The 22,450-nt window shown below is 61.3% G+C and carries 18 protein-coding genes and 1 pseudogene; 15 read left to right on the top strand and 4 right to left on the bottom strand.

From position 1 onward, the window contains the following. Positions 1 to 86: 86 nt before the first annotated feature. The 7 genes from GR212_RS20100 to GR212_RS20130 all read left to right on the top strand — a co-directional run bounded on the left by GR212_RS20100 (position 87) and on the right by GR212_RS20130 (position 9,389). Positions 87 to 1,046: an ABC transporter permease gene (locus GR212_RS20100; RefSeq protein ID WP_163988664.1), complete on the top strand. Its 960-nt coding sequence runs from the start codon at positions 87 to 89 to the stop codon at positions 1,044 to 1,046. Continuing rightward, the gene (locus GR212_RS20105; protein WP_163988665.1) at positions 1,046 to 1,885 is read left to right on the top strand and encodes an ABC transporter permease; all 840 of its coding nucleotides are present in this window, start codon (positions 1,046 to 1,048) and stop codon (positions 1,883 to 1,885) included. The genes GR212_RS20100 and GR212_RS20105 overlap by 1 nt, the downstream gene beginning before the upstream one ends. Further along, the gene (locus tag GR212_RS20110) at positions 1,882 to 3,621 is read left to right on the top strand and encodes an ABC transporter ATP-binding protein (protein ID WP_163988668.1); all 1,740 of its coding nucleotides are present in this window, start codon (positions 1,882 to 1,884) and stop codon (positions 3,619 to 3,621) included. The genes GR212_RS20105 and GR212_RS20110 overlap by 4 nt, the downstream gene beginning before the upstream one ends. A 21-nt stretch (positions 3,622 to 3,642) precedes the next feature. Continuing rightward, positions 3,643 to 4,662: a serine hydrolase domain-containing protein gene (locus GR212_RS20115; protein WP_163988669.1), complete on the top strand. Its 1,020-nt coding sequence runs from the start codon at positions 3,643 to 3,645 to the stop codon at positions 4,660 to 4,662. 10 nt (positions 4,663 to 4,672) lie between these two features. Next, positions 4,673 to 5,788: an anhydro-N-acetylmuramic acid kinase gene (locus GR212_RS20120; protein ID WP_163988671.1), complete on the top strand. Its 1,116-nt coding sequence runs from the start codon at positions 4,673 to 4,675 to the stop codon at positions 5,786 to 5,788. A 108-nt stretch (positions 5,789 to 5,896) separates the two neighbouring features. Next, positions 5,897 to 6,847, top strand: a complete 951-nt coding sequence (locus GR212_RS20125) for a lytic transglycosylase domain-containing protein (protein WP_163988673.1) — start codon at positions 5,897 to 5,899, stop codon at positions 6,845 to 6,847. Positions 6,848 to 7,118: 271 nt separating this feature from the next. Continuing rightward, the gene (locus GR212_RS20130; RefSeq protein WP_163988894.1) at positions 7,119 to 9,389 is read left to right on the top strand and encodes an FdhF/YdeP family oxidoreductase; all 2,271 of its coding nucleotides are present in this window, start codon (positions 7,119 to 7,121) and stop codon (positions 9,387 to 9,389) included. Between the two features lie 126 nt (positions 9,390 to 9,515). Here GR212_RS20130 and GR212_RS20135 read toward each other — a convergent pair. Continuing rightward, positions 9,516 to 10,281 (bottom strand): annotated as a pseudogene (locus GR212_RS20135) (ABC transporter ATP-binding protein); the annotation flags it as partial. 271 nt (positions 10,282 to 10,552) lie between these two features. Between GR212_RS20135 and eutB the strand changes: the two are divergent. The 8 genes from eutB to ehuA all read left to right on the top strand — a co-directional run bounded on the left by eutB (position 10,553) and on the right by ehuA (position 17,925). Further along, positions 10,553 to 11,539 (top strand): hydroxyectoine utilization dehydratase EutB, encoded by a 987-nt coding sequence (gene eutB / locus GR212_RS20140; RefSeq protein ID WP_204326671.1) that lies wholly within the window; start codon positions 10,553 to 10,555, stop codon positions 11,537 to 11,539. Beyond that, entirely contained in the window at positions 11,536 to 12,552 is a 1,017-nt protein-coding gene (gene eutC / locus GR212_RS20145; protein ID WP_163988675.1) for an ectoine utilization protein EutC, read from the top strand. The genes eutB and eutC overlap by 4 nt, the downstream gene beginning before the upstream one ends. Further along, positions 12,549 to 13,727 carry an ectoine hydrolase DoeA gene (gene doeA, locus GR212_RS20150; RefSeq protein ID WP_163988677.1) on the top strand — a complete coding sequence of 393 codons (1,179 nt, stop codon included), beginning with the start codon at positions 12,549 to 12,551 and terminating at the stop codon, positions 13,725 to 13,727. Before eutC ends, doeA begins: the two co-directional genes overlap by 4 nt. A gap of 9 nt (positions 13,728 to 13,736) precedes the next feature. Then, the gene (doeB, locus tag GR212_RS20155) at positions 13,737 to 14,756 is read left to right on the top strand and encodes a N(2)-acetyl-L-2,4-diaminobutanoate deacetylase DoeB (protein ID WP_163988679.1); all 1,020 of its coding nucleotides are present in this window, start codon (positions 13,737 to 13,739) and stop codon (positions 14,754 to 14,756) included. A gap of 102 nt (positions 14,757 to 14,858) precedes the next feature. After that, complete coding sequence (gene ehuB / locus GR212_RS20160; RefSeq protein WP_163988681.1) at positions 14,859 to 15,716, top strand: ectoine/hydroxyectoine ABC transporter substrate-binding protein EhuB; 858 nt, start codon at positions 14,859 to 14,861, stop codon at positions 15,714 to 15,716. Positions 15,717 to 15,809: 93 nt separating this feature from the next. Continuing rightward, complete coding sequence (gene ehuC, locus GR212_RS20165; protein WP_163988683.1) at positions 15,810 to 16,475, top strand: ectoine/hydroxyectoine ABC transporter permease subunit EhuC; 666 nt, start codon at positions 15,810 to 15,812, stop codon at positions 16,473 to 16,475. Beyond that, a complete protein-coding gene (ehuD, locus tag GR212_RS20170) occupies positions 16,472 to 17,164 on the top strand; it encodes an ectoine/hydroxyectoine ABC transporter permease subunit EhuD (protein WP_163988685.1) in 693 nt (230 codons plus the stop codon). Before ehuC ends, ehuD begins: the two co-directional genes overlap by 4 nt. Then, positions 17,161 to 17,925: an ectoine/hydroxyectoine ABC transporter ATP-binding protein EhuA gene (ehuA, locus tag GR212_RS20175; protein ID WP_163988687.1), complete on the top strand. Its 765-nt coding sequence runs from the start codon at positions 17,161 to 17,163 to the stop codon at positions 17,923 to 17,925. Before ehuD ends, ehuA begins: the two co-directional genes overlap by 4 nt. Positions 17,926 to 17,964: 39 nt before the next feature. Here the strand turns inward: ehuA and GR212_RS20180 are convergent, their stop codons facing one another. The 3 genes from GR212_RS20180 to GR212_RS20190 form a co-directional block, all read right to left on the bottom strand. Beyond that, positions 17,965 to 19,395: a PLP-dependent aminotransferase family protein gene (locus GR212_RS20180; RefSeq protein WP_163988689.1), complete on the bottom strand. Its 1,431-nt coding sequence runs from the start codon at positions 19,393 to 19,395 to the stop codon at positions 17,965 to 17,967. Positions 19,396 to 19,541: 146 nt separating this feature from the next. Next, on the bottom strand, positions 19,542 to 20,921 hold the full coding sequence (locus GR212_RS20185) for an aspartate aminotransferase family protein (protein WP_163988691.1): 1,380 nt from the start codon (positions 20,919 to 20,921) through the stop codon (positions 19,542 to 19,544). 31 nt (positions 20,922 to 20,952) lie between these two features. Continuing rightward, entirely contained in the window at positions 20,953 to 22,449 is a 1,497-nt protein-coding gene (locus GR212_RS20190; RefSeq protein ID WP_163988693.1) for an NAD-dependent succinate-semialdehyde dehydrogenase, read from the bottom strand. Position 22,450 lies beyond the last annotated feature (1 nt).

A 22,450-nucleotide genomic window follows, 5' to 3' on the forward strand; every position in this document is an offset into this window, starting at 1 on the left:
GGAAGTGCTCTATCTCTTTGTTTTTACGAAATTTCAGCCATGAGTTCACGTCTTGGTTTAGCTGAAATTGCTCCAGAGGAAATGCAATGGCATACCTGACGCGCCGGCTGATGATATTCCCGCTGATCATGCTGGGCGTATCCATCTTCGTCTTCGTCGCCATCCGGCTGGTGCCGGGCGACGCGATCACGGCGATGCTCGGAACCAATGCGGGCCTGCTGACGCCGGAGCAGCGGCAGGCCCTGGCCGCCTATTTCGGCATCGATCAGTCCTGGCCCGTCCAGTATTGGCATTGGCTGCTGGGTCTGCTCCATGGCAATCTCGGAATATCCGTTACCTATGGCAAGCCGGTGCTCGACATCATCCTGGAGCGTTTTCCGCTGACACTCGAGCTTGCCTTGCTCTCCATGGCGATTGCGCTTGCCATCGGCCTGCCGGCGGGCGTCTTTGCTGCGACACGAAATGAAAAGCTGTCCGATCTTGCTGTGCGCATCGTCGCCATGATCGGACAGTCCACGCCGAATTTCGTTCTCGGGCTCCTGCTGATTTATGCATTGTCTGCCGGCTTCGGGATACTGCCGACCATGGGGGAATTTACGCCCATCTGGCAGGATCCGCTCGGCAATCTCGGCCAGATGATCCTGCCGGCACTGACGCTTGGCTTTGCCTTTGCGGCGTCGGTGACGCGCGTGGTGCGCTCGGCCATGCTCGACGTTCTCAGCGACGATTATGTGCGTACAGCGCGCAGCCGCGGCGTGCCGGCGCGTGGCGTCATCTGGCGGCATGCATTGCCGAATGCGCTGATCCCGGTGGTGACGTTGAGCGGCGTGGAATTCGGCTATCTGCTCGGCGGCGCGGTGCTGGTCGAGCAGATCTATGCCTTGCCGGGACTGGGCCGCATGGTGCTGGACGCCATCCTGCAGCGCGACTATGCGCTGGTGCAGGGCAGTGTGTTGTTCATTGCCTTCAACTTCATGATCGTCAACCTGATCGTCGATCTCGCCTATGTCGCGCTCGACCCGCGCGTGCGGCTGGGAGAAGGCTGATGCGGATCGTCAGAGCCATTTTCGGACATATGAGCGGCCGGATCGGCGGCATCATCGTCCTCCTCTATATTCTCCTTGCCATTCTCGGTGCGCTCGGCGTGACGCCGCATGACCCGTTGACGCAGAACCGGATCGACCGCCTGCACGCCCCGAGCCTTGCCTATTGGATGGGGACGGACCTCTTCGGTCGCGATGTCGCGAGCCGCCTGATGCAGGGCATCGGAGAATCCTTCACGGTTGCCTTCCTCTCTGTTGCGCTTGCGAGCCTGATCGGCACTCTGCTCGGCCTCAGCGCCGCCTGGTCGGGCAAGCGCTGGGATGGCGTCATCATGCGCACGATGGATGTGCTTCTCGCCTTTCCGGCGATCCTGCTTGCGCTTTTGATCATCGCTATCGTCGGGCCGGGCACATGGACCAGCGTCGCGGCGATCGCGATCGTCTACACGCCGATCTTTACCCGCGTGGTGCGCGGGCCTGCCCTTTCGCTGAAGGGACGCGACTTCGTCGATGCGGCCCGCACTTTCGGCAGCAGCCGGTCCTATATCCTGACGCGGCATCTGCTGCTCAATCTCGTTGCACCCCTGACCGTGCAGGTGACGCTGGCGCTCGCCTGGTCGCTGCTGACGGAGGCGGGCCTGAGCTTCCTTGGCTTGGGAACGCAGCCGCCGGCGTCCTCGCTCGGCCTGATGCTGAGCGACAGTCGCAATCTCATGGAAACAGCACCCTGGCTGCTGATCTTTCCCGGCGTCACCATCATGATCTCTATTCTTGGCTTCAACCTGCTCGGCGATGCCCTGCGTGATATTCTCGATCCGAAGATGCGGAGGTCGACGGTATGACGCCGCTTCTTTCCGTATCCGATTTGCGCGTCGGTTTCGGGCGCAAGCCTGAGGCCAATCCCATCGTTCGCGGCGTCAGCTTCGATCTTGAAGCGGGCGAAACGCTGGCAATCGTCGGTGAGAGCGGTTCGGGCAAATCCGTCACGGCGCTGTCGATCAATCGTCTGGTCGATTTCGGCGGCGGCCGCATTACAGGCGGATCGATCAGGCTCAAGCGCGTCGACAACAGCATTCTCGATCTGACCAAGGCGCGCGAGGCGGAACTGACGAAGATCCGTGGCGGCGAGATCGGCATGATTTTCCAGGAGCCGATGACCTCCCTCAATCCGGTTTTGACCATCGGTACGCAGATCGAGGAATCGTTCAGGCTGCATCGAGGCCTGTCGGGAAGTCAGGCGAAGGCGGCGGCCAAGGATGCTCTGGATCGCGTGCGCATTCCCGATGCCGCGCGCCGTTTGAGCTATTGCCCGAACCAGCTCTCCGGAGGCATGCTGCAGCGGGTGATGATCGCGACGGCCCTTGCCTGCAATCCACGTCTTCTGATCGCCGATGAGCCGACGACAGCGCTCGATGTTACCGTGCAGGCGCAGATCATGGCCTTGCTTGCGGAATTGAAGCGCGAGACTGGCATGTCGATGATCTTCATAACCCACGACATCGGCCTTGTTGCCGGCATTGCCGACAAGGTGATGGTGATGCAGGCCGGCCAGGCGATGGAGCAAGCTGAACTCAACCAGATTCTCGATCATCCCACGCATCCCTATACCCGGCATCTCCTTCATTCGGTGCCGCATTTTGCCTCGGGACAGGCCGCCCGCACCGATTTCCAGCGTAACGACGATCCTTCCAAGGCGGCACTTAAAGTGGAAGGCCTGACCGTCCGCTTTCCGGTCAAGGGCAGTTTCCTGCGCCGATCGACGGGCGCTGTGCATGCGGTGGAAGGTGTCGGCTTTGATCTCATGCCGGGAGAGACGCTGGCGATCGTCGGCGAGAGCGGCTCGGGCAAATCGACCACAGCAAGAGCGATCCTGGGGCTCGTCAAATCGACGCGAGGCACCTTTACGACGAATGCCGGCAAGGCGGCAGATCGCACCGGCGCGGTGCAGATGGTCTTCCAGAACCCTTATGCCTCGCTTAATCCGCGCCTTCGGGTCGACAACATCCTGGCCGAACCGGTCATCGCATCGGGCATTCGGGTTTCGGCCGGGACGCGCGAACGCATGCTCATGCTGCTGAAGCGCGTGGGATTGCCGGAGAACGCCCTGGAGCGCTATCCGCACGAGTTCTCGGGTGGCCAGCGTCAGAGGCTTTGCATAGCGCGTGCACTGATGCTCAATCCTTCCGTGCTGGTGCTCGACGAGGCGGTTTCGGCACTTGACGTTTCCGTTCAGGCACAGGTCCTGGAATTGCTGATCGAACTGCAGCGCGAATACGGGCTCGCCTATCTCTTTATTTCGCATGACATGGCGGTCGTGGAGCGTATCGCCCATCGCATCGCGGTGATCTATGCCGGGCAGATCGTCGAGATCGGCGATGCTGCCTCCGTCTTGTCGGAGCCTAAGCATTCCTATACCAGGCGGTTGATCGCGGCGGTTCCGACGGTTGCGCGGCGCAAGGAAAACTTCACGCTCGACACGCGCCAGGTTCCGTCCCTGGTGCGCCCCTTGGGCTTCGAGCCGGCCATTCCCGAGTGGCGTCGCTTCGCCCCGGATCATATCGCACTGGCGGAAGCCTGAGCACGGCCGAGGAGAGGCGAGATGGCGGCAGGGGGGAGCATGCAGTTTCAGGAGCGTTTCGATCGGGCCTTCGCGCCGCTCAAGCAATCGGTCGCGACGGCGCGCATTCCGGGCGGCGTGCTGGGCATGGTTGATCTCGACGGCAACCGACAGGTCCGGGCCATCGGCTCGGCGCAGAAGGTGCCTGATGTCAGGCCGATGCTGGTTGATACCTGGTTCGATCTTGCGTCGCTGACCAAGGTCATTTTCACCACGCCGCGCATTCTTGCGCTGGCTGAGGCTGGCACGATCGACCTCGATGCTCCCTTGATCGAACTTCTGCCCGATCTTCGCCAATATAGCGCCGAGGCCTGGGAGCGGAAGGTGACGTTCCGCCAATGCCTGGGTCACCAGACGCCGTTTCCTGCGGTCGAGCCGATCTACACCTATGGCCGCGACCCGGAGCTTCTGCGCACCTTCATCCTCCAGCGTGAATGGCGAGCCGGTCCGCCCGTCTATTCCGATATCAACTTCATCCTGCTGGGTTTTGCGCTGGAGCGCCTGGCCCGCAAGACCATTCGAGCCATGGATCCGGGGCCGGGTTTTGCCTTCTCCGCCGCGCCGGAACTGGCCGCGGCGACGGAAGACTGCACCTGGCGTCACCGTATTCTGTCGGGTGAGGTGCATGACGACAATTGTTCGGCGCTGCAGGGTGCCGGCCACGCCGGGCTTTTCGGAACGGCGGCATCTGTCCTCGATTTTGCCGAAGGTTTGCTTGATGGCAGCGGTACATCTGCAGGATCGATCGCCCTGATGCGAACACCACTTTCAGCAACACGTACCCATGGCTGGGAGCGGCCTCATGACGGCTGGCATGGCGGTGCTCTTTGTTCGGCCGGTACAATCGGGCATACGGGGTTTACCGGCGTGGCCCTCTGGGTCGATTTCGACCGGGGTCGGGCCTGGACCCTGCTCACGAACCGCATTCATCCGACACGCCACTTCGACAGCGGCATCCTGGCGCTTCGCCAAGCCGTCAGCGATCTTGTCAACGCAGCATAGGAGCCTGACCATGGAACCAATCTGGGCAGTCGGTCTGATGACCGGAACCGTCCTCGACGGCAATATCGATGTCGCCATGCTGAAGACGGACGGTGAGCGCGTCGAGGAATTCGGCCCCTATGTTCTGGCTCCCTATCCCAACTGGATTCGGGAATTGCTGGAAGAGACATTGCGGCTGGCAAGGGCATGGAATTTCGAAGGACCCGAACCGGCGATCTTCAAGGCAGCCGAGGAAGCTCTGACGCGAGCTCAATCGGAGGCGGTAAAGGAGCTCGTTGAAAGCAACGGCATGACGATGGCCGACATCGGCGTCGTCGGCTTTCATGGCCAGACCGTGCTGCATCGGGCGCCACAGAAGGATCGGTTGGGGCAAACGCGCCAGCTTGGCGATGGCGAATTGATGCGCTCGATCCTCGGCACCAAGGTCGCCTATGACTTTCGTTCTGCCGACATGCGTGCCGGCGGGCAGGGCGCGCCGCTTGCCGCAGCCTATCATACCGCCCTGTTGCGCGGCGCGGGTGCCGCGGGCGAGGCCGCCATTCTCAATCTCGGCGGCGTTGCGAACGTTACCTGGTGGGACGGAGAGGGCAATTTCGTTGCCTTCGACACCGGCCCGGCCAATGCGCCGCTGAACGATTTCATCAAATCGCACGGGCTTGGAGAGATGGACCGGGACGGTGCGCTTGGAGGGGCGGGCACCGTCGACGAAGTGCGGCTCGAAACGCTGCTGCAGCACCCCTATATGACGGCACCCTATCCGAAGTCGCTCGACCGCTTCGACTTTGGCGCCTCCATGGCAGATGGGCTTGGCCCGGAGGATGGTGCCGCCACGCTTTCAGCCTTCACGGCGAGTGCCGTCGGCAAGGCACTTGATCTTCTGCCGCGCCGGCCCAGCAAGGTCGTTGTCAGCGGTGGCGGTCGGCATAATCCGACGATCATGTCGATGCTCAGGAGTCGGGCCGGCGTCGAGCCGATCTTTGCCGAAGATCTGGGTTGGCGCGGCGATGCCGTCGAGGCGGAATGCTTTGCGTTTCTCGCTGTGCGCGTCTTGCGCGGTCTGCCGATCAGCTTCCCCGGCACGACGGGCGTGCCCGCTCCGATGCAAGGCGGGCGCCTCGCGCAATAGCGCCGAGCCAACAATCGCTGCCATGTCGGAGGTTTTCGCTGTCGTCTTTCGATGATATGAAGAGGCTGCGAATTTGCGATCGGTTGGTCTCGGACGGATATCGCTTCGATGGCAGGCAGGCAGTTTCAAGCGGGCTTCGTCGGCATCCTTGTCGCTTTCATGTTCGCGTATGCTATCGCTGTTTTGGCACCGTGTCCCGCGTTCGCGCAGCCGGAATGGCGCGTTGCGCCTTCTGATTGCGTCTCGGGGCCGATGACAACGGAGACGGGCGAGACGCTTTGTCTGCGCAAAGACAGCTACAACCACGATCTCTGCGCAGCCATCGAGTATTTTGCCGGGGCCAACCATTTGCCGCCGGACTATCTGGCACGGCTGGTCTGGCGCGAGAGCCTGTTTCGATCCGATGCGGTGAGTCCCAAAGGCGCTCGCGGGATCGCACAGTTCATGCCGGGAACGGCCAAGCTGCGCGGGGTCCGCGACAGCTACGATGCGCTTGAAGCACTCGGCAAGGCGGCGACCTATCTCGATGAGCTGCGCGACCGCTTCGGCAACCTCGGGCTGGCCGCGGCGGCCTACAACGCCGGTGAAGCCGGTCTCGTCAATTTCCTGAATTCCGGCGGACTGCCCTATGAGACGCGCAATTATGTCAGCGCGATTACCGCCCACAGTGTCGAGGAATGGCGGGATGACCCGCCCGATGTCGCAGCCCCTGTGCTGGACAAGGGCAAGCCCTTCGCCGATTCCTGCGTGGCGCTCGCCCAAAGCAGGCGCCTGAAGCCGGTCGCTCTCGAACAGGAGCGGCCATGGGCGCCCTGGGGCGCGCAATTGGCCGAGCATTTCCAGCTGGATGCCGCGCGAAGCCTGTTTGCCGCAAACATCCGAAAATTGCCTTCGCCGCTCAATACGGAAAAGCCGCTGATCGTGCGTCAGCGCAATGCCGATTTCGGCCGCCGAATTCGCTACGCGGCGCGCATAGGGCGGCAAACGCGTGAGGAGGCGGATGCGGTTTGCTCTCAGGTCCGCCAGCAGGGAGGCTCATGCCTCGTCTTCAAGAACTAGAGCAATCCAGGAAAAGTGTAGAGCGGTTTCCCATCCGGAATCGGGTAAAACAACGGGATAGAGCGCTGTCGCGATCCGAGGAAAAGCGAAAAGGCTCTCGCGGTTCAGACACCGCAAATCGATTGCGCAGGGTCGCTTGCATTCCTCCGCAATCATGAGCGAGTTTCATGCGCCGCTGCCTGATTGGGCTTTACTCCCTGATGTTCCAAGCTTATTTCTTGTAGGCCCGACCTTTGGGAGGAAGCCGTTTGGGTAACCAAAGGAGCGTATGATGGCGCAAAAGCGTGAAGTCCCTGGTATCCGTCCCTACAACAGTCCCGCCGGCGGCTGGGGAGCGCTGAAGGCCACTGCCAATGCCGTGCGCGAACAGATGGACGTTACCGAGGCGCCTGGCCTTCTCCTGCGCACCAACAAGCCGACCGGCTTCGATTGCCCCGGTTGCGCATGGCCCGACAAGGAGCACACCTCTACCTTCCAGTTCTGCGAAAACGGCGCCAAGGCCGTCACCTGGGAAGCGACGAACAAGCGCGTGACGCCGGACTTCTTTGCCGAGCACACGGTCAGCGAACTCCAAACCTGGAGTGATTATGATCTTGAGAATGCCGGACGCTTGACCCATCCGATGGTCTACGATCGCGGATCCGATACCTACCGACCGATCGCCTGGGAGGATGCATTTGCCCGCATCGGCGAGGTCATGAGAAGCATGCCAGATCCGGACATGGTCGAATTCTATACGTCGGGCCGCGCTTCCAACGAGGCCGCGTTCCTCTTCCAGATCTTCGCGCGCGAATACGGCACCAACAATTTCCCGGATTGCTCGAACATGTGCCATGAGGCGACGAGCGTTGGCCTGCCGCAATCGATCGGCATCGGCAAGGGCACGGTCTCCCTCGACGATTTCGATGAATGCGATCTGATCATCTCCATGGGGCACAATCCCGGCACCAACCATCCGCGCATGATGGGCACGTTGCATGAATGCTCGCGCCGCGGTGTGCCGATCATCGTGTTCAATCCGTTGAAGGAAAGGGCGCTGGAGCGCTTCGCCGACCCGCAAAGCCCGGTTGAAATGGCAACCTTCGGTTCGACCCGGATCGCTTCCTCTTATTACCAGGTCAAGATCGGCGGCGATGCTGCGGCGCTCAAGGGTATCATGAAGGCGGTTCTGGCGCTTGCCGAAACATCGAAGGATGTTCTCGATCACGCGTTCATCGCCGCACATACCATAGGTTTCGAGGCTCTCGTTGATGACATCAACCGGACCGAGTGGGCCAACATCGAGCGGGTTTCGGGCCTTGCCCGCGCCGATCTGGAACGGGTTGCTGCCATCTACGCCAAATCTAAGGCGACGATCGTCGCCTACGGCATGGGCATCACCCAGCATGCCAAGGGAACGGCCAATGTGCAGCAGATCGCCAATCTGCTGCTCCTGCGCGGAAATTTCGGCAGGCCGGGCGCCGGCATCTGCCCGCTGCGCGGTCATTCCAACGTGCAGGGTAATCGCACCGTCGGGATTACCGAAAAGCCGAATGCCGCGCTGATCGAGGGCATCGAACGTGCCTTCGGTTTTAAGTCGCCGGCTCATCACGGGCACGATGCGGTTGCTGCCATGCAGGCGATGGCGGAGGGCCGTTCCAAGGTACTCCTTTGCCTTGGCGGCAATTTTTCGATCGCGTTGCCCGATCCGGAGTTGTGTGCACAGGGCATGCGAAAGCTCGATCTTGCCGTCCATATGAACACCAAGCTCAATCGCTCCAATCTGTTGATCGGCAAGGAGTCCTTCCTGTTCCCCGTACTCGGTCGGACCGAGGAGGATATTCAGGCGACCGGTGTGCAATCGGTCACGATCGAGGATTCGATGTCGATGGTGCATGCCTCGCGCGGCAGGCTGAAGCCGGCGTCCGACCAACTCCGCTCGGAGCCGGCCATCGTTGCCGCAATAGCGCAGGCGTCGCTGCCGGGCAGCAAGGTCGCGTGGATGGAGCTTGTCACCGATTATGATCTGATCCGTAACAAGATCGAAATCGTTTATCCCGATTTCGCTGACTATAACGAGCGCATCCGCGTGCCGGGCGGTTTTCGTCTGCCGCTCGGACCGACCGAGCGCGTCTGGAAGACGCCCTCCGGCAAGGCGGAATTCAAGCTGTTTTCCGGCTTGAATGAAGACATTCTGCTTTCGGACGGGACTATCCTCAAGCTCGCGACGATTCGCAGCCATGATCAGTACAACACGACGATTTACGGTTTGGACGACCGTTATCGCGGCGTGTTCGGCCGTCGCGACGTCCTGTTCATGAATGACAGCGACCTGAAGGCGAAAGGGCTGGAGCACGGTGATCTCGTCGAGATCGAGACGGCGCTTCCTTCCGGCGTCAGGCGATTGCTGAAGCTGACCGCGATTTCCTACGATATCTCGCAGGGTTCCGTTGCGGCCTATTACCCGGAAGCCAACTGCCTGATCCCGATCGATTATCAGGACAAGGAAAGCGGCACGCCCTCTTATAAATCCATTCCGGTGCGCATCAGCAAGGCGGCATGATTTTCATGCGAGCATCCAACCATTAATTGGTATCCTGATGGCTGGATGCGGACATGGCGACGGGATCATGGAGAGCTTGCGGCCGGTTGGCTGCAGTGCAGGCTGGCAGGTCGTATGGACGGAGGTCTAGCGCAGTCTTTCTCCCCGCGTGTCGAAATAGCGGCGCCGTTCTGGCGGGCAGCGCAGATGAAGCGTCTCGCCGCGTCCGATTTCCGGCCCGTCGCGATATTCTGCGGTGGGGACTGGCTGTCTTCGGTCTGACAATGGAGATAGCGGGTGCAGCCCAGATATTCGGCAAGATCGACCGTGACCCGTAAGGCATCGTCCGCTCCGGACGCAATGACGAAATGCTCTGGACGCGTGCCGAGCAAGATCTTGTCGCCGGGTAATGGTGTGTATCGTGCAAGGTCGATCTTGACACTGCCATTGCCGACGTTTGCCCTACCGTCGCCAGGCCATATGGCTTGAATCGTGTTCATCCGCGGCGAGCCTATGAACCCGGCCAGGAAGCTGTTGGCGGATCTTCATAGACCTCGCGCGGGCTGCCGAGCTGTTCGATCCGGCCATCCCTCAGAACGACGATCTTGTCGGCGAGCGTCATAGCCTCGGTCTGGTCGTGAGTGACGTAGATCATCGTGTTGGCGAATTCGCGGTGAAGCCGCGCAATCTCGATGCGCATAGAAACGCGCAGTTCGGCATCGAGATTGGAGAGTGGTTCGTCGAAGAGAAAGACGTCCGGCTCGCGAACGATGGCGCGGCCGATAGCGACACGCTGACGTTGACCGCCCGAGAGTTGTGCCGCCCGGCGATCCAGCCAATGGTCGATCTTGAGGATGGCGGTGGTGCGCACACGCTTCTCGATCTCGGATGCATCGGTTCGCGCCATTTTCACGAGAGGTGCGTTTCGTGGATGGGCAGATGTCGGGCACAGGCTTGAATCTGCGACCGCCATCGTCTCTCCGCATGCTGCTTCAGATGGTGCTGGCTCCATCTCTCCCCCTTTGCAGCTTGCGAGACTGTGTTGTTATAATTGTAATGAAACAATATACAGATTGACACGATCCATTGTCTCTCTCACGCTGCTGTTCAGAGCTTAAAGGCGAGAAAGAGATGAGTATCGTGATGATATCGGTCCCGCCGATTGAAACGTATCGGTGCGCGCCATGACAATGATGGTGACGCTGGAGGATATCGAAGCGGCGCGGCAACGCATCGGCGAGCATGTTGTACGCACGCAGCTGCGGCGTTCGCAGGCGCTATCCTGGCGCGCGGGCATTCCCGTTTATCTGAAGCTTGAAAATCGCCAGCAGACCGGCAGTTTCAAGCTCCGCGGTGCGACCAATGCGCTCCGGTGTCTGGACGGGCAAGCCCGGTCGCGCGGATTGGTAACGGCGTCCACCGGCAATCATGGCCGGGCGGTTGCCCATGCCGCCGGGACGATGGGCGCGCGCGCGACCGTATGCCTGTCCGCACTCGTTCCGGCCAACAAGGTGGAGGCTATCCGAAGTATCGGGGCAAACGTTCGCATCGTCGGGCGTTCGCAGGATGACGCGATGCTGGAGGTCGAGCGTCTGGTGCGGGAAGAGGGCATGTGCTTCGTTCCTCCTTTTGACGATGCTGCCGTCATTGCCGGTCAGGGCACGCTCGGGCTCGAGGTTGCCGACGACCTGCCCGAGACCGCGCTCATTCTGGTGCCGCTGTCCGGCGGCGGGCTGGCTGCGGGCGTCGCGGCCGCGATCAAGGGCCGGCTACCTGCCGCGCGGATGGTCGGCGTGTCGATGGAGCGCGGCGCGGCGATGGCGGCCAGTCTGGCGGCCGGTCGGCCAATGGACGTGCAGGAGGTCGAGACCCTGGCGGATTCGCTCGGTGGTGGCATCGGCCTCGACAATCGCCTGACTTTCCCCATGTGTCGCGCACTTCTGGACGAGGTGATCCTGCTGAGCGAGGAGGAGATTGCCGCAGGCATTCGCCATGCGGCCCGGATCGAGGGTGAGACCGTCGAAGGCGCGGGAGCGGTCGGGATCGCGGCCTTGCTTGCCGGCAAGATCGTATCCGATGGTCCAACGGTGATTATCGTTTCCGGAGGCAATATCGATCCGGCAGTCCATCGGGCGATCGTCGATGATCGCGATGCGGGGTTGGCGCCATGACCCGTGTGCTGATCCTGACGGAGGCCGATCTGCGCAAGATCGTTCAACTCGACATTGACGCCGTCGATTGCGTCGAGCAGGCCTTTGCCGCACTGGCGACCAAGGCCGTGGAAATGCCGCCGATCTTGCGGCTGGATATCGCGGCGCATCGCGGCGAGGTTGATGTGAAAACGGCGTACGTTCCGGATCTCGACAGCTTCGCGATCAAGGTCAGCCCCGGCTTTTTCAACAATCCGTCGCTTGGCCTGCCCAGCACCAATGGATTGATGATGCTGTTGTCGGCACATACCGGTCTGGTCGAGGCGCTTTTGCTCGACAATGGCTATCTGACCGATGTGCGCACTGCCGCCGCGGGTGCTGTTGCCGCACGACATCTTGCCCGGCCGGATGCCCGGATTGCCGCCATTCTCGGTGCGGGTATGCAGGCCCGCCTGCAATTGCACGCGCTCACGCTTGTCCGGCCGATCGAAGCTGTCCGGATTTGGGCGCGGGATCGGGCAAAGGCCGAAAAGCTTGCCGGGGAGTTGACGATGGAACTTGGCTTTCCCGTTTCGGCGGAGGTCGACGCCGAGCGTGCCTGCCGCGACGCCGATATTATCGTGACGACGACACCCTCGAACCGGCCGATCCTCGATGCTGCCTGGCTGCAGCCGGGCCAGCACGTCACGGCCATGGGCTCGGACGCAGAGCACAAGAACGAGATCGATCCGGCCGCCATTTCGCAGGCAGCCCCCTATGTCGCCGACAGCCTGAAGCAGACGCGGCGGTTGGGCGAGCTTCATCATGCCATCGCCGCAGGGCTTGTGAACGAGAGTGCCGATTTCCCCGAACTCGGCGCCATTGTCGCAGGCCAGACTGCCGGCCGCCGGTTGCGCGAGGCCATCACTCTTTGCGATCTGACAGGGACAGGCGCGCAGGACACCGCCATTGCCACGCTTGCCTATCGTCGCGCCGTATCGGCCGGCGCGGGGCAGGCGATTGAAACGACACGAGCATCAGGAGACCCATCGTGAGCGAACCGACCCTCAATTTCACCCGCTCCGAATATGCCGAGCGGCTCGCCAAGACACGCCGCGCCATGGAAAAGGCTGGTGTCGATCTCGTCATCGTGACCGATCCGTCGAATATGCACTGGCTCACCGGCTATGACGGCTGGTCTTTCTACGTGCATCAATGCGTGCTGGTGCCCGGCTCCGGCGAGCCGATCTGGTATGGGCGCGGCCAGGATGCCAATGGCGCCAAGCGCACCGCCTATCTGGCCCATGACAATATCGTCGGCTACCCGGATCATTATGTGCAATCCAGCGAACGCCATCCGATGGATCTGCTGTCAAAGCTCATCGAGGAGCGCGGCTGGTCGAATGCCTCGATCGCTGTCGAGATGGACAATTACTGGTTCACCGCGGCAGCCTACGCCTCTCTCGTCAAGCACCTGCCGAATGCCCGTTTCAAGGATGCCCAGGGGCTGGTGAACTGGCAACGCGCCATCAAGAGCACGGCCGAACTCGACTATATGCGCAAGGCCGGGCGCATCGTCGAGGCCATGCACAGGCGGATCGTCGAAAAGGTCGAGCCGGGCATCCGCAAATCCGATCTCGTTGCAGAAATCTACGATGCCGGCATCCGTGGCGTCGATGGTTTCGGCGGCGACTATGCCGCAATCGTTCCCCTGCTGCCGTCGGGCGCCGATGCCTCCGCTCCGCACCTGACATGGGACGACAAGCCGATGAAGAGCGGCGAGGGGACCTTTTTCGAGATTGCCGGTTGCTATCGCCGCTATCATTGCCCGCTGTCGCGAACCGTTTTCCTCGGCAAGCCGACGCGGGCCTTTCTGGATGCGGAGAAGGCGACGCTTGAGGGCATGGAGGCTGGCCTTGCCGCCGCCAAGGCGGGCAATGCCTGCGAAGATATCGCCAACGCCTTCTTCGCGGTCCTGAAGAAATACGGGATCGTCAAGGACAACCGTACGGGCTACTCGATCGGTCTCTCCTATCCGCCGGACTGGGGCGAGCGGACCATGAGCCTGCGCCCTGGCGACCGTACCGAGCTGCAGCCCGGCATGACCTTTCATTTCATGACCGGACTCTGGCTTGAAACCATGGGCATGGAGATCACGGAGAGCATCGTCATCACCGAGGGCGGTGTCGAATGCCTCTCCAATGTTCCCCGGCAGCTTGTCGTGAAGTGATTGCCTGAGATGAACAGCATGAACATTGTCAAACGGCCATCGCCGCTCGTTCCGACCGTCGACTTCGATCGCGCTGGCATTCAGCACGGCCACCTGCGGCTTCCCTGGTCGCGCGACGATTCCGCCTGGGGCTCGATCATGATCCCGGTCTGCGTCATCAAGAACGGTGAGGGACCGACGGCGCTGCTGACGGGCGCCAACCATGGCGACGAATATGAAGGGCCTGTCGCACTCTTCGATCTCGCCCGGACGCTGAAGGCCGAGGAGATCAACGGGAGGATCATCATCGTTCCGGCAATGAACTATCCGGCCTTTCAGGCAGGAACCCGCACGTCTCCAATCGACAAGGGCAATCTCAATCGGAGTTTTCCCGGTCGGCCGGACGGCGGCGTGACCGAGAAGATCGCCGACCATTTCACCCGCCATTTGCTGCCGCTGGCCGACATCGTGCTGGATTTCCATTCGGGCGGACGGACGCTTGATTTCCTGCCTTATGCCGCTGCTCATGCATTGGCTGATAAAAGGCAGGAGAAAGCCTGTTTCGATGCCGTCGCCGCATTTTCCGCACCCTATTCCATGCGGATGAGCGAGATCGATGCCGTCGGGATGTACGACACCACCGCGGAGGAGATGGGCAAGGTTTTTGTGACCACGGAGCTTTCGGGCGGTGGAACCATATCGGTGCGCACGGCTTCCATCGCCAGACGCGGCGTGCTGAACGTCTTGAAGCAGGCGGGCATCGTCGCCGGTACGCCGCAGATCGAAGCGACGCAATGGCTCGATATGCCGTCGTCGGATTGCTTCATCTTTGCTGAAGCAGACGGGCTTTTCGAGCCGATAAGGGATCTTGGCGACACGGTCGCGCCGGGAGAGGTCATCGCTCGAATCCACCCGATCGGCCGCACCGGGTCTGCGCCCTTCGATTATCGCGCGGCGTTGGACGGTGTCCTGGCCGCCCGCCATTTCCCCGGTCTCATCAAGACCGGAGACTGTCTGGCCGTCGTCGCGACCTTGACGGCAGGCCCCTGAATTGCCGCGCCGCGACAGCGCGGCGCGGATCGCAACCCGTTACGGCAGAGATCCGGAAAACCGGACAGCCGATGGCGGAATCCAACCACAGAGGAGTGAACTATGAGATCGAATTTTTACCGCAGTCTTGCCGCCGCGGGTCTGATGGTCGGCCTTGCAGCATCTGCCCATGCCGCCAGCATCGAACAGATCAAGAAGGACGGCTATATCCGCGGTGCCAGCGCCAATGAGGTTCCCTACAGCTACATGGACGAGAGTGGCGCCGCCAAGGGCATCGGTCCTGACGTTGCCGCTGCAGTCCTGACGTCGATGGGTGTCAAGGAAATCGATTGGACCGTGACGCCGTTCGGATCGCTCATTCCCGGCCTGAAGGCCAAGCGCTTCGATTTCGTCGCCGCCGAGCAGAACATCTTGCCGGAGCGTTGCAAGCAGGTGCAGTTCACGACGCCGAACTCCAGCTATGGCGAGGGACTGCTGGTGCCGAAGGGCAATCCGAAGAACCTGCATTCCTATGAGGACATCAAGAAGGATCCGTCGCTCAAGATCGCTATCGTCTCGGGTGCCGATCAGCTCGATTTCTTTCATGGCCTTGGCATTCCAGACTCCCAGATCGTTATGATTCAGGCGAATGCGGATGCGCTTTCCACGATCCAGACCGGCCGGGCCGACGCCTATGCCGCAACCGAGCTCACCGTCGCCAAGCTGGTCCAGGGTAGTACGAATGTCGAGCATGCCGAGCCGTTCACCGATCCCGTGATCGCAGGAAAGTCGGTCCGCAGCTATGGCGGCTTCGATTTCCGGCCGGAAGACAAGGATCTCTACAAGGCGTTCAATACCGCCCTTGTCGCCTTCAAGAAGACGGACGACTACAAGAAGATCCTGATGTCCTATGGCCTGAGCGCTGAAAGTGTCGAGGCTGCGCGGACGAAGAGCACCGAAGATCTGTGCGCGGGCAAGTGAGCCTGTCGATCATCGATATCGGCCTGGCGGCGGTTTTCGAACCGCCATCAGGCCGGTTGGCCCCTTCCATCTTGCGACGGAGGTGACCCGGACATGAGCTGGACACATTATCTTCCGGCATTGCTGAAAGGCGCTGAGGTGACGGCGGTCATCGCCATCGCCTCGATGCTGCTTGGCGCCATCTTTGCCTTTGCAGCCGGCCTCGCGCGTTTTGCCGGAGGGCGTCTGCTTTCCTGGATCGCGGTAATCTATATCGAGATATTCCGCGGCACATCGCTTCTGGTGCAGCTCTTCTGGCTTTATTATGCGTTGCCGTTGATTGGAATCTCCTTCGATCCCGTCACGACAGGCATTGTCGGTCTGGCGCTCAATATCGGTGCCTATGGCGCAGAAGTCGTGCGTGGCGCGCTGCAGTCTGTTCCCGACACGCAGCACGAGGCGGCGCGTGCGCTGAATTTCAAGCATGGACAGACGCTCTTCCATATCGTCCTGCCGCAGGCGGTGGTCGAAATGATGCCGGCCTTCGGCAATCTCGCCGTTCAGAATCTGAAGGATACAGCCTTGGTATCGCTGATCTCGATCAGCGACCTGACGTTTCAGGCGCAGCAACTACGCAATATCACCCTGGACAGCGTTACGATCTACTCGCTGACGCTCATCGGATATTTCATCATGGCGCTCATCTTGGTCGCTTTCATGCGCTGGCTGGAGATGATCCTTCGCCGTGGCGTCGCATTCCCCGGGAGGGCGCCGGCATGATGTATGGCTTCACCTGGGACACGTCCACGACGCTGTCCTTCGCGTTGTCGATCCTGCCGATCCTCGGTATCGGATTGATCGTCACGCTGGAGGCGGCGGCCGCCGGATTTGCGATCGCCCTCGTTCTCGGACTGGTCTTCGCTTTGCTGCGGCGCAGACATTTCGTGGCGATCTCGTGGCCGACGGCTTTCGTCATCGAGTTCCTGCGCGATACGCCCCTGCTCGTACAGCTCTTCTTCCTCTACTACGTGCTGCCGGTCTATGGCATCGTCCTGCCCGCCTTTCTCACCGGTGCGCTGGCGCTGGGTCTTCAATATTCGGCCTATACGTCGGAAGTCTATCGCGGTGGGCTGGACGCCGTGCCGCTCGGTCAATGGGAGGCGGCGACGGCGCTCAATCTCGGTCATGGCCGCACTTACTGGGATATCATCATCCCGCAGGCGATCCCCCGTATCGTTCCGGCCATGGGCAACTACCTCGTATCGATGCTGAAGGAAACGCCGGTCTTGTCCGTCGTCACCGTGGTCGACATGCTCAATCTCGCCAATCTCATCGGCGATCGGACATTCGAATATCTGGTGCCGCTTTCCCTCGTCGGCCTGATCTTTCTTATCCTCACGCTCGTCTGCTCGGCGGCCATTCATTGGCTCGAAAAGGCGTTGCCGAAAAACGGAATTGCCCTCAGATGACGCTACCCCTGATCCGCTTTCAAGATGTTACCAAGCGCTACGGCGATTTCACCGTACTCGACAATTTCTGTTTCGATGTCGCGCCCGGCGAAAAGGTGACATTAATCGGCCCTTCGGGCTCCGGCAAATCGACCGTCCTGCGTATCCTGATGACGCTCGAACCGTTCCAGGAAGGAGCCCTGCATCTGGCCGGAATGTCCTATCATCAGGACAATGGTCGCGGGCGGTTCCTGGCCAGCGAGGCGCATCTGCGCCAGATCCGCACCCATGTCGGCATGGTCTTTCAGAGTTTCAATCTTTTTCCGCATATGACAGTCCTGCGCAACGTCGTCGAGGCGCCGACGCGCGTGCTCGGGCTCGGGCGGGCGGAAGCCGAGTGCCGGGCTGTCGAACTGCTGCGCATGGTCGGCCTTTCGGAGAAGAAGGATCACTATCCAAGCCAGCTTTCGGGCGGCCAGCAGCAGCGCGTTGCCATAGCCCGCGCGCTCGCCATGCGCCCACGCGTCCTGTTGTTCGATGAACCGACGTCGGCGCTCGACCCCCAACTGGTCGGCGAAGTGCTCGGCGTCATCCGCGATCTCGCGCGTGAACACGACCTGACCATGCTGCTGGTAACACACGAAATGCGCTTCGCCCGCGAGGTATCCGACCGCGTCTGCTTCTTCGACAAGGGACGCATTTGCGAACAAGGCAAGCCGGAAGAGATTTTTAGCGGTCCCAAGGAGGACCGTACCAAGGAGTTCCTTGGCTCAATCCTCTGAAAGATATCGGAGTGGCCGGGTCGCCTGCTTACTGCTGCTCTAGACGATAGAACCTACGTCGAAGACGGGGGGTAGTTGCTCGAAAGTGCCTCGAACGGTTTCGAGCGCCGATCGAAGCGCGGAATGAGACAGGCGGCCGCCAAGACAAATGCGAATGCCGCCTACTGGTCGTTCTCCACCCGCGACAAACGGGTCGGAGGGCGTGACCGCCACACCTTTTCGAGCAAGGGCGTGCACAAGGCCTTCTTCCGTCCAGCGTTCGGGCACCGAGAGCCAAGCACAAAGTGACAGCGGATGGCTGCCGGCAACGAACGGTGCCATCACCTCCGAGACGATCGCTTGGCGTGCCTCGGCCTCGTTTCGCTGGACGGCAACCAGCGTATTGGCTGTACCATCCAGAATCCAGCGGGAGGCCATCTCCGCTACCACATTGGTCGCGCTCCATCCGGTGACTCGAAGAATCGACGCCGCGCGGATGGAGTAGTGCGCCGGCACCACGAGGTAGCCGATACGCAACCCTGTCATGACCGACTTGGTGAAGCTGGTCACGAAGAAGCCAAGCTCGGGGATGAGGTCCGGCATGGAGGGAAGGGGATCGCGCAGCATCGGCTTGTAGACTTCGTCCTCGATAACGAAGATACCGTACTGGCGGGCTAGTGCTGCGATTGCGCGCCGACGCTCTGCTCCCATCACGTGGCTGGTGGGATTGCCCAGCGACGAAACGATGACGAGTGCCGTCACGTCTCCGACCGCGCAGGCAGCCTCGAAGGCATCGGGAAGGATGCCCTCCTGATCGGTTGGGAGGCCGCGCAGGGTGAAGCCAAGAACATTGGCAAGACCGATGATACCGTGATCGGTCAGATTCTCTGTCAAAACCACTTCGCCGGGCCGCACGACCGAGGCTACCGCGAGAAAAAGACCATGCGCGGCGCCGTTGGTGATGAGAACTCGATCGGCATCGGTTTCGACGGACAGACCGGCAAGCCAGACCTGCGCTGCGGCGCGATGGGCATCGAGCCCGGCAATCGGCCGGCAGGGGCGCATGAAACTGCTATTGTCGCTCTCGGCCAGAGCCTGCATGAGTTCACGGGCCGATCGCTCGTGTGCTTCAGTATAGACGGCCCGGATAATGGAGAGGTCGGCGCTGCCGCTCGGATCGCGATCGAGCATGAAGCTGTCGGCACGTTCTGTGACACGGCTGCGAACGAAGGTGCCGCGCCCGACCTCGCCGCGCAGATAGCCACGGCGCTCTGCCTCCTTATAGCTGAGACTCACGGTCTGGACCGAGATCCCCAGCGCATGGGCGAGATCGCGATGCGTCGGCATCTGCGTGTGAACCGGCAGAATTCCCTCGTCGATATCGGCAATGATCTTGTCTGTGAGCAGCTTGTGCTTGGTCGCGCCCTTGCGATGCTGAAGGACGGGTTTCCAGCCAATATTGTCCTGGTATTTTGAATCATGACGATACATGGATTGATCCGGTACAATTATCGAAATCCATGTACACCATTCGGCATCGGATGGCGATGACCGAATGAGATCGCGGGGCCCTTTGTCAACGACGGGTCGCGCGACCATCTCGCAAAAAGGAGGGATGTCTCCCGTCAGGTATCAAGTCAGAGGTTTGAAAGCACGCTTTCGATGGCGCCGGCAGCTGCCTTGACGACCGTATCGGCTTCCTCGCGGGTCAGGCACAGCGGCGGCGCGAAGCCGAGGATGTCTCCCTGCGGCATGGCGCGGCCGATGACACCGCGCTCAAGCAGCGCTGCGGCCACCTGCGGGCCGATCTTCTTCGACGGGTCGAAGAACGTGCGATCGTCCTTATCCTCGACGAACTCGACCGCAGCCATCAATCCGTCGCCGCGCACTTCTCCGACATGCTTGTGGTCGCCGACGGCCTTGGCAAGCTCGGAGCGGAAATAGGTGCCTGTGGAGCCTGAATTCTCGACGATGCCGAGTTCATCGACCAGCTCGAGATTGGCAATGCCGGCAGCTGCGCAGATCGGATGGGCGGAATAGGTCCAGCCATGTCCGATGGCGCCCAGCTGGTCGGATCCTTGCACCAGAACCTGCCACATCTTGTCGGAGACGATGCTGCCCGACAGCGGTGCGTAGGCCGAGGTCAGCCCCTTGGCGATGGTAATCAGATCCGGCTTCATACCATAGTGATCGGAGCCGAACATCGTGCCGAGACGGCCAAAGCCGGTGACGACTTCGTCGGCGACAAGCAGGACGTCATATTTATCGAGAACGGCCTGGATCTTCTGCCAATAGGTCTTCGGCGGCGGAACGATGCCGCCGGTGCCGAGAATGGGTTCGCCGATGAAGGCGGCAACCGTTTCCGGACCTTCGGCGAGGATCATCTCCTCGAGCTTGTCCGCACAATATTGCGCGAACTGCTCCTCATCCATCGACCGGTCGGCCCGACGGAAGAAATAGGGAGCTTCGGTATGGAGAATGGGCGCGCGCGGCAGATCGAAGGCCTTGTGGAAGAGTTCCAGCCCGGTGAGGCTGCCCGTCATGACGCCCGAGCCATGATAGCCGCGCCAGCGCGAGATGATCTTCTTCTTTTCTGGGCGGCCGAGAATATTGTTGTAGTACCAGATGAGCTTGATGTTGGTCTCGTTGGCATCGGAGCCGGAAAGTCCGAAATAGACACGGCTCATGCCCTCGGGCGCGCGGTCGATGATCATCTTGGAAAGCGTGATCGAGGCTTCCGTGCCGTGGCCGACATAGGCGTGGTAGTAGGCAAGGTTCTTTGCCTGCTCGGCAATCGCATCGGCAATTTTCTGCCGGCCATAACCGACATTGACGCAGTAAAGGCCGGCAAAGGCGTCGAGGCTTTTCTTGCCGCTGGTATCGGTGATGTAGACGCCTTCGGCGCCGGCGATGACGCGGGTCGGGGTTTCGCCGCGCGCATGCATTCCCATATGGGTCGAGGGATGGAAGAAATGGTCCCTGTCCCAGGCGTTCAGTTCGTTGCGCTTGTCCAACATGTTTATGATTTCCTTCTTCTGTATCGTGGCGTCAGGCTGTCGTGTCGACGCAGAGATATTTGAGCTCGGTGAAGGCCTCGATCCCGTGACGGGAGCCTTCCCGGCCGAGGCCGGATTGCTTCCAGCCGCCAAAGGGGATCGGGCCGCCGGTGATCTTGACGCGGTTGACGGCGACCATGCCGAATTCGAGCATCCTGCCGAGCCGCAGCTGTCGCGCGCCGTTCGTCGTCACGACATAGGCGACAAGGCCGTATTCCGTGTCGTTGGCACGGGCGACGACTTCGTCCTCGCTGTCGAAGGCGGTCACGGCGGCGACCGGTCCGAATGTCTCGTCATGCATGATCAAGGCATCCGGCGAGGGCTCGACAAGCAAAGTCGGCTGGAAGAACAGCGAGCCGGCAGAGTGGCGTTTCCCGCCGGCCGCAAGCCTTGCGCCGTGCTTCAATGCATCGGTCACATGCTCTTCGACCTTTGCGACGGCACGCTCGTGCATGAGAGGACCGATGTCGACACCTTCAGTCAATCCGCTTCCGACCTTCAGGGCTTCGATGCGCCTGGCAAACGCCGCGACGAAGGCTTCCATGATCGGGCGCTGCACGAAGATGCGGTTGGCGGCAAGACAATCCTGGCCGGAGGTCGCGAATTTGGCATTGACGGCGATATCGACGGCGCGATCCAGATCGGCATCGTCGAAGATGATCAGCGGTGCATGACCGCCAAGCTCCATTACCTGCCGCTTCATGCTCGTGGCGCATTGGCCCGCGATCAACTTGCCGATGCCAGTCGAACCGGTAAAGCTCAATGCCCTGACCCGGGCATCCGCGCATATGGCGCCGACGATGGGCGCCGCGTCGCCAGTCACCACGTTGAAAACACCGGCGGGAATACCGGCGCGCTCGCCGAGTTCCGCGAGCGCAAGCGCCGACAATGGCGTTTCCGACGATGGGTGCGAGACGACCGTGCATCCTGCAGCGAGAGCCGCTGCAGCCTTGCGCGTGATCATGGCTGAAGGGAAGTTCCAGGGGGTAACAATCCCGACGACACCCAAGGCCTCCCTGCGGACGAACATTTCGGCATCGGGCAGATGGCTGGTCACGCTTTCGACGTTGATCCGCTTGGCTTCCTCGGCATACCACTCGACGAAGCCTGCAGCATAGTCGATCTCGCCGCGGGATTCGGCCAGGGGCTTGCCCTGTTCCAGCGTCATGATCAGCGCCAGATCCTCGCGCGCTTCGAGCATGAGCTCACCCCATCTGCGCAGGATCGATGATCGCCGTTGCGGCAGAAGCGAGCGCCAGGCGGCAAACGCATCGGCCGCGGCATCTATGGCGCTCACGGTCTCCTGGCCGTCAAGGCTCGCGACCCAGGCAAGCGTCGCGGACGATGCGGGATCGGTGACCGCAAAGCTCCGGTTTGTCTTGCCGGCGACCCAGCGGCCCGCGACATAGGAAAGATCTCGCAGCAGGTGACGGTCGTTCAGCCGCGAAAGGGCTTCGTGATAGATGGCGCGAGCGTGGAGCGCAGTCATG

It is taken from the genome of Martinezella lusitana (assembly GCF_010668395.1).
Taxonomy (GTDB): domain Bacteria; phylum Pseudomonadota; class Alphaproteobacteria; order Rhizobiales; family Rhizobiaceae; genus Rhizobium; species Rhizobium lusitanum_A.